Genomic DNA, 15108 nt, shown 5'->3' with positions numbered 1-15108 from the left:
ATGCTCAATCAGCATAGCTGACGGGTATACAGATGGTGATGGTCAGTCCATGAGGCTCGGTGGAGCCCAGACGAAAGCTCTGCTTTTCGCCATAGATCTGTGAAAGACGCTCCCGGGTATTTGCCAGTCCCACACCACCCCCTTTGGGCAGCCTGCCCTGGCGGAGATCCAGGCCCGGCCCGTCATCCGCAACGATTAACTGCAGACAGCCGTCCTCGACAGTTGCAGAGACGGCGATGGAGCCTCCATTAATGGATCGTGAAACTGCGTATTTGATGGAATTCTCAACCAGCGGCTGCAGCAGCAGCGATGGCATGAGGGCTTTTTCGGCGGACTCACTGATGGCGAAGTGCAGGGTTAGGCGCTCACCAAAGCGGACTTCCTCAATATCCAGATAGAGCTTTAGCGACTCCACTTCCTCCGCGACGGTGATCTGCTGCATGGGATCATTGTCCAGGGAGTAGCGCAAAAACCGCGACAGCTTCATAACCATGCTGTTTGCCAGCTCGGTGTCTTTATCCAGGATCAGGGTAGAGATGGCGTTGAGCGTGTTGAACAGGAAGTGCGGGTTTAGCTGATAGCGGAGCATTTTTAGCTGCGCTTCCTGAGCCATGGAGATGGCTTTTAGATAACGCTGCTTTTCCTCCTGGCTGAGGAGGTAGTATTTGATGCCGAAGTACAGCGCACTCCACACGAGCATGACCCAAACCCCAGAGATGGAGTTGCTGAAGTACATGGCAAGGCCGGCTCCACCCTGTTGCTCAAATTTATCCAGCTCCTGAGGGTAAAGGTTGTAAAACAACACCGAGCGACACAGTACCCATACGACGCCTGCGCAGTAGGAGGCCCCAAGAATGGCAAAAGCGCGGGTTCCCAGGTTGCGTTCCCAGGTCGAGCGGTAAATCCAGCGAAGGGCCAGGGTAATGAGCATACCCATTGCTGCAATAATCGGCAGATAAAGCAGGTAATTGTCGGGGGGTTCGCCCCAAACCAGGATGCCAAGGTAAAAGGTAGCCGCCCAGCTGCTCCAGCCTCCCAGTTGCAGGAGCCAGAACAGCCGTTGTTTGTCTTCAATGACGCGGTCCAATGGCATGGCGACCATTATAGGTAGTGTTGAAACCGCGGGAACCGGGGATTCACTACGTTTACCGCATTATTGCGCCACTTCAACGCAAGTTTTACTGTTTTTGGGCGCTTGCGTAGATTCAGCGCAACCAGGGTAGCTGCTGCTTGTCAGTCTTCTTTGTAAACAGAGAAGGCGCAGAACGAAAAAGGGGTGACATTTCTGCCACCCCTGCAAAAGCGCTAACGGGTCTGTTAGTGATTGGCTGCCCTTTTGGCCGCTTCCTGTTCTGAAGAAGCGCCAACGGTGGACAACTTACCATCGGACGATTCGAGGTGCGCCCTGACGAACCACTGGAACAGTTCCAGATCGGCCAGCTGGGCAATCAGCATATCCTCGGATACCGGATCGACCTCCGCCGCCTTGGCAATTGCATCGCGATGGCCTTCGTTGACGCCGGAATAAACCATATCAAGTGCGCCGAGATGCTCAGACACAAGGCCTTTGCCGATGGAATAATCTGACCAGCTTCTTCGCTCGGCGATGGACCCTGGTGTGCCTACGGGCACGCCCCCGAGGGTGGCGATGCGCTCAGCAATGTTATCCACCATGCCGTTTATTGCCTGTACCTGCGGGTCCAGCATCTCGTGAACACCGATAAAATTGGGACCCACTACGTTCCAGTGGATATGCTTCAGCGTTAACGCAAGATCAATGAGGGCTACCATGCGTCCGTCTAATGCCTGTACTGCTGCGTTCGCTTGCTTTGCATTCAAACCGGGAACGGTAAATTTGGCATTGGTACTCATATATTTGCTCCTCTTACTTCTCGTGAATTTCGGTGCTCGCCGCTGCAGCGGTCTTGCTGCTGCAGCGCTGTGCGAACCCGACATGAGCCAGCGACGCCGTCGTCAGCTCATGTTTCATTATTGCTACGGGGCTCGCTCCGGGAGTGGATGACTTGATTTTTGTTCCTCGATTCTCTATGTCGCGCTGAACAAGACGAGATGCATGTTTTGTTTTTTGCTTACAAAGTCGATAAAAAAGCATCTAAAAGTGCCAAAAGAGGGTGTAAGTGTGCGGAGCAGAAAAAACTGCTCCGGACTCAAACCAAATCCTCCGGCAAGCAGACAAAATATGAACGCCGGGGTGTGAGCCGGCTTCGAAAAAGACGGGTGCGAGCCTATGGCATACAGATTACGGGTTCACAGCCCGTGAGATTTGGAGAGCTAAGCGCAATGGAGTACTTTGTCCCCGATACCAAAGTGCGCTGGAAGCGGGCCGATGGACAGGAGGTCCTTCAGCCCGCCAGCGAATTGAAAAAGGCCAACCGATGATGGACGCACCGCCCCCCGGACTTTACCGACATTACAAAGGCGGAGAATACGACGTCCTGGGATCGGTACTGCATTCAGAGACCGAAGAGCGCCTGGTTTTGTATCGGCCTCGCTACGGTGAGCGCGAACTCTGGGTGAGACCCGTGGCGATGTTCCGGGAAGATGTCATGGTCCACGGCGAGGCCCGCCCACGCTTTGCATGGATCGGGCCGCCGGATGAGAAAAGCTAGGAACCACTGTCGACAAAAGCCTCCATGGCCGGGCGGTCCATGCGATAGCCAACCCACTCGCTGAGGGGTTTGGCACCGCAGGCCTCATAAAACTCGATGGCTGGGGTGTTCCAGCGCAGCACGTTCCACTCATAGCGACCGCAGTCATTGTCCAGGGCTATTTGCGCGAGGCTTTTTAACAGTAGCTTGCCTGCGCCCAGTCCCCTCGCCTCGGGGGTAACGTACAGGTCCTCAAGGTAGAGTCCGTGTTGCCCGAGCCAGGTTGAATAGTTGAAGAAGTAAATCGCAAAACCGATGGGCTCGCCCGGTGCCGCGCCGTCCTGCCGTTCGCAGATCAGTCCAAAAGCTTTGGGCGAGTCACAGAATAGAGTGTTCTCAATATGCGACTCGGTTGCTAACACTGCGTCCGGCTCACGCTCATAGACTGCCAGCTCGGTGATAAACTTAAGGATGACGCGGCTATCGTCGGGTGTGATCTTTCGGATGTTTAACATTAATGCAAAGACTCCCTGTTAATCCCTGTCCCAGTAGCGGGTCATTTCCAGATACAAAAATGAAGCCGTCCAGGTGATCAGCACAAAACCTGTCAGCGATTCCAATCCCACGAGATAACGCAGATTACCTGAAGGGGTGATATCCCCGAGCCCCAGAGTGGTGAAGGCGGTGAAGGAGAAATACACGCTGCTGTGCAGTGAGCCATCATAATCGCCCTGCAGTTCTCCCCAACGCTCAGATTTGTCCATGGCGTAGTAGGCCAAAGCAAAGAGCCACACTTCGATAGCGTGCGCGGTAAGGGACGCAAACACGCCCAGCAAAATCCGAAAACGATGTCGAATGCGCAAGCGCGGCATAACCATGGTGAACTGGTAGAGAAACTCATAGTGGATTACCACGGCTATGGCGATCACCATGATGTTCAGGAGGTAAATCTTAAGCATTGGGCACCGATGACTTAAATCTCCGTGCATTCTACGCGGAGGGTGAGACCAGCGAAATGCGTTGATAGTTATCGGTGAGGGTGCTCCCTTTGTTGCTGCGACAGCGCTATGCTCTCAGCTCGTGAAAAGCATTTTCGGAGAGCACACTGTGGAGTTCAGCTCAGATTTGGCGTTTACCCGCAAAGACGATCGCGGCACTGTGGTCGAGCCATCCTACGGCGGTGCCACAAGTTTTATGCGCCGCCGCTACACCCGGGATCTGGCAAACATTGATGTCGCCGTGGTGGGCGTTCCCTATGACCTTGCCACCACCAACCGCTCCGGCACACGCCTGGGGCCGCGGGCCATTCGCAGTATCTCGAGCAATCTCTCCTGGGAGACCGCAGTAAACGGATGGGGCTATGACCCCTTTGACCGCATTTCTGTGGTGGATTACGGCGACTTTGGCTTTGACCCCGGTCTGCCGGCGGAGATTCCTGCGGTGCTCGAATCCCAGGCTCGCGAGATACTCAAAAGCGACACCGCGATACTGGCCCTGGGCGGTGATCACTTTATTACCTATCCCCTGCTCAAAGCCTGCGCTGAAAAACACGGGCCCCTGTCCCTGATTCACTTTGACGCCCATTCGGACACCTGGGAAGACGATGCGGGTCGTATCGATCACGGCACCATGTTCTGGCATGCGGCCCAGGACGGTACCGTGGATCCCGGGCGCTCCATTCAGCTTGGTATGCGCACCCACAACCCTGATACCCATGGGTACAACGTCTATGACGCTGACTGGGTACACGACCATACGGCTTCAGAGGCCATCGCTAAAATCCGCGAGACCGTGGGGGATAACCCTTGCTACCTGACCTTTGATATTGATTGCCTTGATCCCTCCTTTGCGCCGGGCACCGGCACGCCGGTAGTGGGCGGGCTCTCCACCCAGCAGGCGCTGCGTATTCTTCGTGGACTGGGAGGACTGAATATCGTCGGGATGGATCTGGTGGAGGTGGCCCCCGCGTATGACGTGTCAGAAGTGACCGCATTGGCGGGGGCAACCCTGGCGTTAAACATGCTGTGCATTTACGCCGAGAGGAGCGCCTGATGCTGGAGATGATTGAGTTCGACGTGGCCGATGCCGTGGCCTGGCGCATTTCTGGCAAGGTTACCGAAGAAGACATGCAGCGAGCCCTGGATGCACTGCGTGAGAAGTTAAACGCTCATACCAAGGTGTCTGTGTATCAGGAGATCGAGAGCTTTGGCGGTGTGGAGCTGGACGCCATCATGGAGAAAATGCAGTTTTTCTCAGAGTTCGGCTTAAGCATGTTTGCAAGAATTGCTGTGGTGACCGACAAGCAGTGGGTGCAGCGCGTTATCAGCTGGGAGGACAAAGTGTTTCGCAATATAGACATGCGTGCGTTTTCCATCGAAGAGCGGGAGCGGGCGTTTAATTTTCTGGCTTACGGCGATGACCCCGGATCGTCGCCCGCGACTGCCTGATGGCGCGTTCTGGCGACAGACCCTACACAAAGACCCGCAAGCCCGAGCCCCCTGCGGATTCCAACGACTGGGTGATTTGGGCCGCCTGGGCCGATCGCGTGAGCTTTGATGATATTCGCGAACGCACGGGCCTCGATGAGCAGTCGGTGATCCGCATTATGCGAAGAGAGCTCAAGCCTTCCAGTTTTCGGCGCTGGCGAAAGCGTGCCAGCGGGCAGGTCACCAAGCACCGTCAACGGTTTATGGAGAGCCGCAGCGTCTCGTCCCCCAACAAGCGTCGATTCGACAAGTTGTTGGCGAGCGAATGATGGTCTTTCGCGGCCCATGGTGGTGATAGCACCCTAAGGAACTCCCCGCTGGATATATTTACCCACAGCGCTTCGTTGCGCCCTTATCTCGAAAAGCATCTTCACAGCTTTGAACAACGGAGCATGGCTTTGGAGCGACGGCGCGCTGCGGCGGTGACATTGACCGTCTGTCGCGACGAGGGCCGCAGCGCGGTCGTGGTAACCAGGCGGAGTGCCTCCCTGCGAGCTCACTCCCGGCAGTGGGCACTGCCCGGCGGACGCCACGATCAGGGTGAATCTGCGATCGAAGCTGCGCTTCGGGAATTGCACGAAGAGGTAGGTTTGCGCGCAGGCCCGGCTGACGTGCTCGGAACGCTGGATGACTACGCAACGCGCTCCGGCTACGTTATTACGCCGGTGGTGGTGTGGACAGACAAAGACTGGCGGGAACTTACACCCAACCCTGATGAGGTAGACCTGGTAAAGCCCTTTTCCTTTAAGGAGCTCGCCCGGCGCGACTCTCCCAATCTCCAGAGCATCGAAGAAAGTGACGGCCAGGTCTTGTCCATGAATTTTCACGATGACCGCATCTATGCGCCCACCGGTGCCCTGCTTTATCAATTCCGCGAGGTCGCCATGTTTGGTCGCCACACGCGCGTCGCGCATTTTGACCAGCCGCTCTTCGCTTGGAGATAGGTGCCTGTAGGTAGCTGCCTGGCGACGAGCGTGCCGCGGTATTTGCCCCTAGGCCCGATAAAGTGTGAACGCACCAATCACGATAAAACCGGTGCCCGCCAGGTAGTGCAGGACTTTCTCATTGACATAGGAGGACAGCAGGCTCCCTGCCAATACCCCCATGGCCGAAGCAAGGACCAAAGCTGCAGAGGCCGCGAGAAAGACCGTCCACTTACTCACCTCTTTGTCCGCAGCAAACAACATTGTGGCTAGTTGGGTTTTATCGCCGAGTTCGGCGACAAAGACCGACATCAGAACGGTTGCAAAGACTTTCCAGTCCATAGGTTTTATCCAGCGAAACCAAAGTGGGCCGATAATACTCGTTCGTGCAGTAACATTTCATGTGTAGAGCTATCACTGATAAGAGTTTCTGCATATCTCCAAGATGCCTCTAACAATGGGCGGGAGTCCTGATTTGAAAAAAACAGCGAGTATTAATGAACGCACTGAACTCCGTTGTGAGGAAGTAGAAACACTGCTGGCAGAACAGGGCTGTAAGGGGCGTGATCTTCGTCTGCTGGTGAAATTTCACGAGATTCGTGCTCGCCTGAACCTCGGCAATGCCCCTGCGAAAACCCTCGACTGAGAGAGAAATCGCCTTACTGAGTCCACAGATTCAATGATCACAGCTCCATATCGATTCCAGGGAGTCTACCCACAAGGAGGGTGGAGACATTATGACTCCCTTCGGCGAGGGTGTGATCGACGAAGGCCACATCATCGGCGAATCAAACGGCCGACCCCCATCAACCGCAGCTGATGGGCATTTGCACTACGCCGCCAACAAGCGGCAGTCAGACCATCCGCTGAGCTGAAACCGACCACAAACTCCGCCCGCGACCTTTGTTAGAGGTAGGTTACGCAGCACGGTAGCTACGTACGTCGACGAAGTACCCGATGCGCACCGAAACCTATACCACCGATGAGTGAAATCAGCGCCCAGAAGGGGATGGGAACAGGAGTAGCCGAGGCACTGAGGGAAACCACCGAAACCGGGTCGACAATGATGCCATCCAGCAGCCCGTTTTCGTCCAGCGAGCTGTTATCGGTTATCTGATAGGTCACCGTGTTGGTTGATGCGTTGAAGACAGCGGACTCTACGCGCGTCCATACACTGTCGTTATCCAGCTTGAATGCGGCAGGGTTGGGGGGCAGTACTTCGCCGAAGCTGGCACGAATGGTGGCCGTTGCACCCACATCACACAGCAGGCGGAAGCGCAACTTACTGTTGATCGGGTCGGCTGGCGCAGTCTCGGCATCAGCGCCACTGATCGGATCCAGTTTGGTTGCTGGGATGTCAATAACACAGTTGCCGGGATTGTCGCCGATTATCTCCACATAGGCGTCAGCCAGGTCATCACCATTTAAGATGCCGTCACCGTCAACGTCGTCATCGCAGGCATCCCCTAAATCGTCGGAATCGAGATTTCCTTGATTGGGGTTTGCAACCGCTGAACAGTTGTCCTCGATGTCAGGAACGGTATCTTCATCGGTATCGATGATGGTGGAGGTTGCGGTGACGGTACAGTCGGCAGTAACAGCGTCCAGCGTAAAAGTGTTGCCGTCCAGCGTGCCAGTGCAGGTGCCGCCAATTTGTGCCTCATACCCGCTGGTGGCGCTCAGAGACAGAATTGCGCCTTTGCCTTCATTAACCTCGAACGCGGTTTCGGTGCTCAACGACGAATTGGCATCGGAACTCGGTGTCACCGTATAGGTCGGCGTTGATACGGTCCAGGCGAAACCGTCTCCAGTGCCTTGTGATGCGGACACACGAAAGGCAACAGAAGAGTAGCTACCGCTGACTTGAATAGACCCACAAGCCCCATTGGGGTTAGAGCCGTCAAGGTTCTCGCATCCGCCGAGGGCTGCAGTGCCTTCAGGGTCCAAGTTGACATCGGCGCCAGTTAAGGTGAGTTCGTCGTTGCCACTGATAAGACTCAGGTTGTTTGCTGCGTCTCCCAAGAACGTCACCTTGGCCGCATCCAGGTTGGTAAAATGGAAACGCGGTGAAGGGACGGCCTCGTCGAAAGTAACCGTGATATCAATGCCATCACCAATCTGTGTAGTGCTGGTACCACCTTCGATATTCCCGCCAGAGTATTCCGTGGTTCCAATGATTGGCAGGGGGCTGTACCAGGTGCTCGGATAATTTGTATCGGCTCCAGCGGCGAATGTATTAGCGAGGAGGTTTTCAACCAGCGTGGGTGATTTGTTTCCTTTGCTGACTGTCGCACCGATGATGCCCGGACCCGATGCCGTATTGAAGGCAGTGTTTGTGGTCCAGTCTACGTAGCTGTGGATGGTGTCAGCTATGCCGTCGTCGTCAGTGTCCGGCGCAATGTTATAGGTGCCATCCTGGTAGAGCGTGACATAATTATTAAGCGGGGCGTTGTCAGTGATAGTTGCCCCCGAGCAGTGTGTGACGTATTCGCCTGCGGGCGTTGACGTTGTCAGTGCTGTGTCGAAATTCAAATCGGTGAAACCCTGACAGGTCGGCGTGGTGTTAATCGAATCTTCTGCCGATAAGCCTGCTACGACATAGCGAGGTGTCCGTACTGTTGCTCCCTCTGCGCTCGCGCTGTCGGACGCATTGATGTACACGATGTTTTCAGAGTAGGCCGCCTCAGCGATGCCGACATTGAAGCCTGCCCAGATCTCGGGGCCCGTAATGTCCCAGGAGATCTCTGTATTCTCCCCGGGAAAGAGAATGAGGCCATCGCCTTCGCTGCCCGATACTGAGTTGGTGCTCTCGACTCGCGTAAGACAGAAATCGCCTGCATTGCTGTCGCTCGCCACGCTGGCGTCGAGGGCGCTTTGGCATTGACCATCCAGAGCCACCAATACCCACGGCTGGAAAAACTTCCACCGACCCTCAGTGTAGCCAGAGCCTCCACCTTGGAAGGACGGGTTGCCCAACGAATAGAGCGAGAGAACCAAATCCGATACGGGCTTGCTAAATTTCAACGTGAAGCGGGTTGCGCCTTCGATCTCGCCCGTGATTGCAATATGGTCATCATTACCCGTCAGGCTGGTCAGGTATGTGCCGTCGATGAAGCTGGAAGGGGTTCTGTCAACAATAGGCCACAAGGGGCAGCCACTGAACCCCCCTCCATTCCCAATGCACGATTGCTCGAGGACCTCTCCGGAGAATGTGACGGCGATGGTGCCATCAGTGTCTGGATCAGCAATGGTGCCGTTCAGGGGGACCTCAGGCGTGTACACGATACTGCGAGTGGTCCCGTAGATTACCTCGCCGCCGGTGAAATCAGGGGCGTCTGTCCAATCTACCCAGGCGGCCGCGAGGGAGGCTTCGCTGGTGAATAGCGCGGCGGTAGCGATAAGTGCCGCGGCGATTCGGGGCTTTGGTAAGGTTTTAAGCTTCTGATTTTCAAGTTTCATAGAGTACCCTTTGCCCGACAGTGGCAGCGTTTAAAAATTTGGAGTGGCGCGCGTCGGCACTCAAACATTGGGCCCTCTGCGCGTAAACAAATCGGCCTTCATTACACACTCTCTCCCAATTCTATACTTGAAGTCTAGAAACTGGTAGCACTGCAAAAAAAAAACAATGTTTCCTGTCAAAATAGCGCGCTGGGTCACATAATTCGGCGCAGCACAGGGGAAAGCGCTAAAACTCTGCGCCATGACAGCGAGGGAACATGCAGTCAGCCAAAGGATTAAGGAAAAATCGCCGCGGAAAATCGGTCCACGACCAAGTCCTCGCAGCGTGCGAGTCTTTGTTGTTAGACGAAACTCCCCCTGAGCAGGTCTCGCTCGCAGATGTGCTCAAACTGGCAAACGTCGCGCGAGCAACGGTTTACCACCATTTTGGAGATCTGGAGGGGTTGGTAGGCACGGCGATTCTCAGTGTGTATGCAAGGAATGTCCGCGGCGATATTGAGGCGATGGCGGATGTGCTTCATTCGGCCCCCGATGCCGAGTCGCTTGGTATCGCACTGCGGGCAGTTACCCGAATCAGTCAAAGCGATGAACGTAAACGAAGCCGTTCGCTACGTGCGAGTTTCATTTGCTATGCCCATGGCCGGCCGAAACTTGCAACGGATCTTGCCTCGCTTCAGTCTGAGCTGACGGGTGATATGACCATCGTAATCTCGAGTGCGCAGCAACGCGGGTTCCTGCGTAGCGATATTTCCCCTCATGCGATGGCCGTGTTTTTGCAGGCTTACTCGCTTGGAAAGGTGGTTGACGATATCGCCGCTCATCATTTGGCGCCGGGGTCTTGGGAAGATCTGATCGACAAGCTTGTATCGGAGCTGTTCATCCGAGCTAAGTAGATAACGCCATCGGATCAATGCACAGAAAAAACACAGAGAGGCCAGTGATAAACTAAAAACTGCTTAAAAATCGATCACTTGTTCTGAATTTATGGTGCCCGGAGACAGAATCGAACTGCCGACACGGGGATTTTCAATCCCCTGCTCTACCGACTGAGCTATCCGGGCACAAACCTTTGCGTCAATCTGAGGTTGCTGGCTGCATCCTCAACGCAAGGGCCGCGTATTAAACCTATCGGCCCGCTTACAGTCAAGGGCGGGCGTTCAAATCTATGCTGCCTTCGCGGCTGATACGAATGGCGCGGCTCAGTCCCGATAGCGATAGCTTGGCATTCAGTTTGTAGGGGAGTGCTCCGTCCGTGGGATTTGCCATGAGATCCCGAAGGAGCGTTAGCGACCCGAGCATCCCTGCGGCAACCTCAAGCTCAGCAACACTTTCACTGTAGGTGCCCACCTTGATCCCCTCGTTGCTCACGCCCGAGAGAATCTTTGCGTCGCGAATAAACACATCGTAGGCCACTCCGCTGATAGCAAGGGGGACTGGGTTGGGGTTGATCACCCTTAACTTCACCATGAAACGCGCCTCGAGCCCCTGACTGGGGAGGGGTTCCAGGGCAAGGAGTTCGATATCGGGGTCGTCGAAATCCAGAGCACCCATCGTTGCACAGCCCGCAAGGAGCGCCAGTAGCGCGACTAACCCCTGACGCAGGAGCAAGGGTGCACGCACCCTTGCCAGAGAAGGGTTCATGAGCCCTCGTTGACCATCACTGTCAGCGTGACAAAATCGCTCTCCCAGTTAAACCCCTCTCCGATTTTTGGGCGGAGGTGCGTCGCATAGATCATATGCCTACCGCCACCCTGGAACTCCAGCGTGAGTCGGCCATCGTCATCGGAGCGATGAAGCACGCCAGCCTCGTTGCCTTCCTGCCATAGGCCCACGGCCTGATTTGCCAGAGGCTCTCCCCCAAACGTCACTTGTACCTGAAGTGCCTCGCCGGGTTCCAGCGTGGTTGGGTCAGTCAGGGGAAGGATCTCGAAGCGAGAAACGCTTTCATCGGACCAGCATCCCGAGTCGCCCATTCCATCGTTGTTCGAGGAACCCAGATAGGTTCGCGCCAGTTTTGAGTAGGACTCCTTCCAGTATCGCGGTTCGGGCTGCGTGTTCCAGGCTTCCCACACGCTGTCGTCAGCACCGATTTCCTCAAGGTAGTGAGCCACGGCTTTGGGCTTTATCTCAAGAATTCGCGGGTTAAGTGCAACCCAGGCGCAGGCGGTACCAGGCCCCGGCGTGGCAATCAGCTCTAGTGCACCAACTCCTGTGTCCATGGGTATAAGAAGGTCCCGGCTGCCGTTTTGACTGACGACGGCCTCCTTGATCCGAGCAGCGCTGATGCCGGAGTCAAAGGCCGGAAAAGCCATACCGCTGGTCATGGAGAGCGTCACCTGGCTATCTGCCTCCGGCTGAAACGTATCCGGGAGCAGCCAGGTTTCATGGGCAAAAAGCCCTGAGGAAAACATCAGACAGGAAGCGGCCAATCCGGTGGATAGCCTGCGAAGAGGAAGGGAAAGCACGTTCATAAAAAGTTCTCGTTGCTATAAGAATCTGACAGGGGAAAACCGAGGGCACAATGTCTTTTATCGCAGGCTCTTTTGCAATAGGGTGTCCTCCACCTGTACAAACCCAAGCAACCAGGGAGCTCCCATGAGCCTGAATAACAAGACTATTTTTATTACGGGTGCCAGTCGCGGCATCGGCCTTGCCATCGCCAGGCGTGCTGCCGCGGACGGAGCCAATGTAGCCATCGCGGCGAAGACCACCGAGCCCCATCCAAAATTGCCGGGCACGATTTACACCGCGGCCGAAGAGATCGAAGAAGTGGGCGGTAAGGCACTGCCTCTGGTTTGTGACATTCGCTTTGAGGACCAGGTGCAGGCGGCGGTGGATAAAACCGTGGAGACCTTTGGCGGCATCGACATCTGTATCAACAATGCCAGTGCGATCAGTCCCACGCCCACCCTGGGTACTGAAATGAAGCGCTATGACCTCATGAACGAGATAAATACCCGGGGCACCTTCCTGACCTCAAAAATCTGCATCCCCCATCTGCAGCAGTCCGATAACGGTCATATCCTGAACCTTGCACCACCCCTGGATATGGATGCCAAGTGGTTCGCGCCCCATGTGGCCTACACCATCGCCAAGATGGGCATGAGTCTCTGCACGCTGGGTATGAGCAAGGAGCTTGCAGGTGACGCTATCGCCGTGAATTCCCTCTGGCCGCTCACGGCCATTGATACCGCTGCGGTGCGCAATGTCCTGGGCGGCGACGCCATGAGTAAGGGGAGTCGTACGGTTGCGATCATGGCGGATGCCGCCTACGAAATACTTACTCGGCCTTCAAGCGAGTGCACCGGTAACTTCTTCATCGACGAAGTGCTCCTTCGCGATGCCGGCGTCACGGATTTTGATCAGTATGCAGTGGCACCTGGCGAAGACCTGTTCCGGGACTTTTTTGTACCCGATGACGTTATCGAAGTCTTGCCCACAAAAACGCTGACCATGTACTAGCTGCACGTGCATTAAAAGCTGCGTTTACGACTCCGGGGGCACATAGCCCTCGGCCTTGTCGTACTCCTCACCGGCAAAAAACTTGTCCATTTCCTGCTGAAGATATTTGCGCGCTTCGGGATCAATAAGGCTGAGCTGCTTCTCATTGATGAGCATAGTTTGATGGGCCTGCCATTCCTCCCACGCCTGCTTGCAGACGTTCTCGAAGATATCCTGACCTTTTGGGCCGGGAAAGGGCGGCGCATCCAGACCGGGCATGTCTTTTTGATGCTTGCGACAAAACACCTGTCGGCTCATAAACTTTCTCCTGTTCCAGAATTTTGTATTGCCTCTACCGCCTGCTGCCAGATGCGTTTCACCGGGGCTGCGAGGCCTACGGCGGGCGTCTCTGTGGTGGGCCAACAGCGAACCTCCTGACCCTCGCGAATAAGCGCTGGCGTTTTAGACAGTGTAAGCAGAAGAGGGCTTATCTCAAGGTGGTAGTGACTAAAGCTGTGGCGTAGCGCCGGTAGTGCTGTTGTGCGCAGTACGCGGGCAGCGAGAACTTCTTCGCAGTAGCTTTTGGCGCTGGCGTCATCGTCAACCTCAGGAAAGCACCACAGTCCGCCCCAGATTCCCGAGGGCTGCCGTCGCTCGAGCAGTAATTCGCCGTCGGGCGTGTGAGCAATGATAAAGCTCGTCGTGCGCGTTGGGATTGTCTTCTTTGGCTTCTTGCCGGGAAATTCAGTCTGCCGGCCGTGCGCCCGGGCGACACAGTCATCTGCCAGAGGGCAGCGGTGGCAATCCGGCTTTGAGCGGGTGCACAGGGTGGCCCCCAGATCCATGATCCCTTGGGTGTAGGCGGCAATGCGGGAATCCGGCGTGTGCTCCTCGGCCAACTCCCACAATCGCGATGCCACTGCGGTCTTACCCGGCCAGCCCTCCACAGCATGAAAACGGGCCAGCACGCGCTTTACGTTCCCATCGAGTATGGCAGCACGCCCACCCAATGCCGTGGATAGAATGGCGCCGGCGGTGGAGCGCCCGATGCCCGGCAGGCTTTGCAATGCGTCCAGGTCCGCTGGGAACTTCCCGGAGAAATCAGTAGCTACCGTCTTTGCCGCCTTGTGGAGATTTCTTGCTCGCGCGTAGTACCCCAGGCCACTCCAGTGATGAAGTACGTCATCTATGTCGGTGGCCGCGAGGGCCTGAATATCAGGAAAGCTGTTTGTGAAGCGTTCGTAGTAGGGAATCACCGTGGCCACCTGGGTCTGCTGAAGCATGATCTCCGACAGCCAAACGTGATACGGCGTCGCATCCCGCTGCCAGGGCAGATTGTGGCGGCCGTGAAGGTCATACCAGGCCAGCAAGCGTTTAGCGAAGTCATCCATAAGCGCTGGCGAGACTATCCTTGCGGCGGCAGAATTGCCAATGATTCAATGGTCCCGCTCCCCTATAATGGCGCGCCTCGACGGCTGGTGCCGCGCTTGTCATTGAAAAAGCCATCGAGAAGGTCATCGAGAAGGTCATCGAGAAGGTCATCGCGAAGGTTTTCGTGAAAGCCATCGCAATTGGGAGAACAACATGTCGGAACGTAGCGCAACGGTAAGCCGCGATACGCTGGAAACACAGATCACCGTGTCCGTAAATCTCGACGGCAGTGGCAAGGCCGAATTCGATACGGGACTGCCCTTCCTTGAACACATGCTCGATCAGATTGCCCGCCACGGCATGATGGATATCAGCATCAAGGCCAATGGCGATCTGCACATCGATGCGCACCATACGGTGGAAGACATCGGCATCACCCTGGGTCAGGCCTTCACCAAGGCTGTCGGAGAGCGCAAGGGTATTCAACGTTACGGACATGCCTACGTGCCCCTGGATGAGGCGCTGTCACGGGTTGTGATCGATTTTTCCGGGCGCCCCGGTCTGGAGTTTCACGTGCCTTTCACCCGCGCTGCGGTAGGCGGTTTTGATGTGGATCTTTTCTACGAGTTCTTTCAGGGCTTTGTGAATCACGCGCTGGTCACTCTCCACGTCGACAACCTTCGCGGCGCAAACAGCCACCACCAGATTGAAACGGTGTTTAAGGCCTTCGGTCGAGCCCTGCGCATGGCGCTGAGCGCCGATCCTGCGATGGCGGGTGTAACGCCCTCTACCAAGGGCGTGCTTTAGAGCCCCGGAGGC

The 15108-nt window shown here is 55.9% G+C and carries 20 protein-coding genes and 1 tRNA gene; 10 read left to right on the top strand and 11 right to left on the bottom strand.

Annotation, left to right across the window (positions count from 1 at the left end):
* Positions 1–4 precede the first annotated feature (4 nt).
* Positions 5–1093 (bottom strand): sensor histidine kinase, encoded by a 1089-nt coding sequence (locus ACTG3T_RS05790; RefSeq protein ID WP_439101317.1) that lies wholly within the window; start codon positions 1091–1093, stop codon positions 5–7.
* A 224-nt stretch (positions 1094–1317) separates the two neighbouring features.
* Positions 1318–1956, bottom strand: a complete 639-nt coding sequence (dps, locus tag ACTG3T_RS05785) for a DNA starvation/stationary phase protection protein Dps (RefSeq protein ID WP_439101316.1) — start codon at positions 1954–1956, stop codon at positions 1318–1320.
* Positions 1957–2399: 443 nt separating this feature from the next.
* Here dps and ACTG3T_RS05780 point away from each other — a divergent pair, with 443 nt between their 5' ends.
* Entirely contained in the window at positions 2400–2630 is a 231-nt protein-coding gene (locus ACTG3T_RS05780) for a DUF1653 domain-containing protein (protein WP_439101315.1), read from the top strand.
* Here the strand turns inward: ACTG3T_RS05780 and ACTG3T_RS05775 are convergent.
* Both ACTG3T_RS05775 and ACTG3T_RS05770 read right to left on the bottom strand, forming a co-directional pair.
* Positions 2627–3124, bottom strand: a complete 498-nt coding sequence (locus ACTG3T_RS05775; protein ID WP_439101314.1) for a GNAT family N-acetyltransferase — start codon at positions 3122–3124, stop codon at positions 2627–2629. The two genes, ACTG3T_RS05780 and ACTG3T_RS05775, sit on opposite strands and share 4 nt — an antisense overlap.
* Before the next feature lie 18 nt (positions 3125–3142).
* Positions 3143–3568, bottom strand: a complete 426-nt coding sequence (locus ACTG3T_RS05770; protein ID WP_439101313.1) for an ion channel — start codon at positions 3566–3568, stop codon at positions 3143–3145.
* A gap of 148 nt (positions 3569–3716) precedes the next feature.
* On the opposite strand from ACTG3T_RS05770, the gene speB reads away from it, so the two are divergent.
* The 4 genes from speB to ACTG3T_RS05750 all read left to right on the top strand — a co-directional run bounded on the left by speB (position 3717) and on the right by ACTG3T_RS05750 (position 6039).
* Entirely contained in the window at positions 3717–4661 is a 945-nt protein-coding gene (gene speB, locus ACTG3T_RS05765) for an agmatinase (RefSeq protein ID WP_439101312.1), read from the top strand.
* Positions 4661–5056, top strand: a complete 396-nt coding sequence (locus tag ACTG3T_RS05760) for an STAS/SEC14 domain-containing protein (RefSeq protein ID WP_439101311.1) — start codon at positions 4661–4663, stop codon at positions 5054–5056. Before speB ends, ACTG3T_RS05760 begins: the two co-directional genes overlap by 1 nt.
* The gene (locus tag ACTG3T_RS05755) at positions 5056–5364 is read left to right on the top strand and encodes a TIGR03643 family protein (protein WP_439101310.1); all 309 of its coding nucleotides are present in this window, start codon (positions 5056–5058) and stop codon (positions 5362–5364) included. Before ACTG3T_RS05760 ends, ACTG3T_RS05755 begins: the two co-directional genes overlap by 1 nt.
* A 123-nt stretch (positions 5365–5487) precedes the next feature.
* The gene (locus ACTG3T_RS05750; RefSeq protein WP_439101309.1) at positions 5488–6039 is read left to right on the top strand and encodes an NUDIX hydrolase; all 552 of its coding nucleotides are present in this window, start codon (positions 5488–5490) and stop codon (positions 6037–6039) included.
* Between the two features lie 48 nt (positions 6040–6087).
* Here ACTG3T_RS05750 and ACTG3T_RS05745 read toward each other — a convergent pair whose 3' ends face one another.
* A complete protein-coding gene (locus ACTG3T_RS05745; RefSeq protein ID WP_439101308.1) occupies positions 6088–6360 on the bottom strand; it encodes a TMEM165/GDT1 family protein in 273 nt (90 codons plus the stop codon).
* 133 nt (positions 6361–6493) lie between these two features.
* Here ACTG3T_RS05745 and ACTG3T_RS05740 point away from each other — a divergent pair, with 133 nt between their 5' ends.
* On the top strand, positions 6494–6664 hold the full coding sequence (locus tag ACTG3T_RS05740; RefSeq protein ID WP_439101307.1) for a hypothetical protein: 171 nt from the start codon (positions 6494–6496) through the stop codon (positions 6662–6664).
* A gap of 91 nt (positions 6665–6755) precedes the next feature.
* Positions 6756–6893 carry a hypothetical protein gene (locus ACTG3T_RS05735; protein WP_439101306.1) on the top strand — a complete coding sequence of 46 codons (138 nt, stop codon included), beginning with the start codon at positions 6756–6758 and terminating at the stop codon, positions 6891–6893.
* Positions 6894–6951: 58 nt separating this feature from the next.
* On the opposite strand, the gene ACTG3T_RS05730 is transcribed toward ACTG3T_RS05735, so the two are convergent.
* Positions 6952–9477, bottom strand: coding sequence for a choice-of-anchor U domain-containing protein (locus tag ACTG3T_RS05730; protein ID WP_439101305.1), 2526 nt, complete (start codon positions 9475–9477; stop codon positions 6952–6954).
* A 257-nt stretch (positions 9478–9734) separates the two neighbouring features.
* Between ACTG3T_RS05730 and ACTG3T_RS05725 the strand changes: the two genes are divergently transcribed.
* Complete coding sequence (locus ACTG3T_RS05725) at positions 9735–10370, top strand: TetR/AcrR family transcriptional regulator (protein WP_439101304.1); 636 nt, start codon at positions 9735–9737, stop codon at positions 10368–10370.
* A gap of 92 nt (positions 10371–10462) precedes the next feature.
* Here the strand turns inward: ACTG3T_RS05725 and ACTG3T_RS05720 are convergent.
* The 3 genes from ACTG3T_RS05720 to ACTG3T_RS05710 all read right to left on the bottom strand — a co-directional run bounded on the left by ACTG3T_RS05720 (position 10463) and on the right by ACTG3T_RS05710 (position 11948).
* Positions 10463–10538: transfer RNA gene (locus ACTG3T_RS05720), tRNA-Phe, on the bottom strand.
* A gap of 82 nt (positions 10539–10620) precedes the next feature.
* Entirely contained in the window at positions 10621–11118 is a 498-nt protein-coding gene (locus tag ACTG3T_RS05715) for an LEA type 2 family protein (protein ID WP_439101303.1), read from the bottom strand.
* Entirely contained in the window at positions 11115–11948 is an 834-nt protein-coding gene (locus tag ACTG3T_RS05710; RefSeq protein ID WP_439101302.1) for a DUF4198 domain-containing protein, read from the bottom strand. Before ACTG3T_RS05710 ends, ACTG3T_RS05715 begins: the two co-directional genes overlap by 4 nt.
* A 124-nt stretch (positions 11949–12072) precedes the next feature.
* Between ACTG3T_RS05710 and ACTG3T_RS05705 the strand changes: the two genes are divergently transcribed.
* Complete coding sequence (locus ACTG3T_RS05705) at positions 12073–12939, top strand: SDR family oxidoreductase (RefSeq protein ID WP_439101301.1); 867 nt, start codon at positions 12073–12075, stop codon at positions 12937–12939.
* 24 nt (positions 12940–12963) lie between these two features.
* On the opposite strand, the gene ACTG3T_RS05700 is transcribed toward ACTG3T_RS05705, so the two are convergent.
* Together ACTG3T_RS05700 and mutY are read right to left on the bottom strand one after the other, a co-directional pair.
* The gene (locus ACTG3T_RS05700; RefSeq protein ID WP_439101300.1) at positions 12964–13236 is read right to left on the bottom strand and encodes an oxidative damage protection protein; all 273 of its coding nucleotides are present in this window, start codon (positions 13234–13236) and stop codon (positions 12964–12966) included.
* On the bottom strand, positions 13233–14309 hold the full coding sequence (gene mutY / locus ACTG3T_RS05695; protein ID WP_439101299.1) for an A/G-specific adenine glycosylase: 1077 nt from the start codon (positions 14307–14309) through the stop codon (positions 13233–13235). Before mutY ends, ACTG3T_RS05700 begins: the two co-directional genes overlap by 4 nt.
* Positions 14310–14502: 193 nt before the next feature.
* On the opposite strand from mutY, the gene hisB reads away from it, so the two are divergent.
* Positions 14503–15096: an imidazoleglycerol-phosphate dehydratase HisB gene (hisB, locus tag ACTG3T_RS05690; RefSeq protein WP_439101298.1), complete on the top strand. Its 594-nt coding sequence runs from the start codon at positions 14503–14505 to the stop codon at positions 15094–15096.
* Positions 15097–15108: the final 12 nt, after the last annotated feature.

The sequence above is a fragment of the Congregibacter sp. genome, from assembly GCF_965660375.1.
Lineage (GTDB): Bacteria > Pseudomonadota > Gammaproteobacteria > Pseudomonadales > Halieaceae > Congregibacter.
Note: the sequence above shows the minus strand (reverse complement) of the source record. Positions and strands in the feature narration are given on the sequence as shown.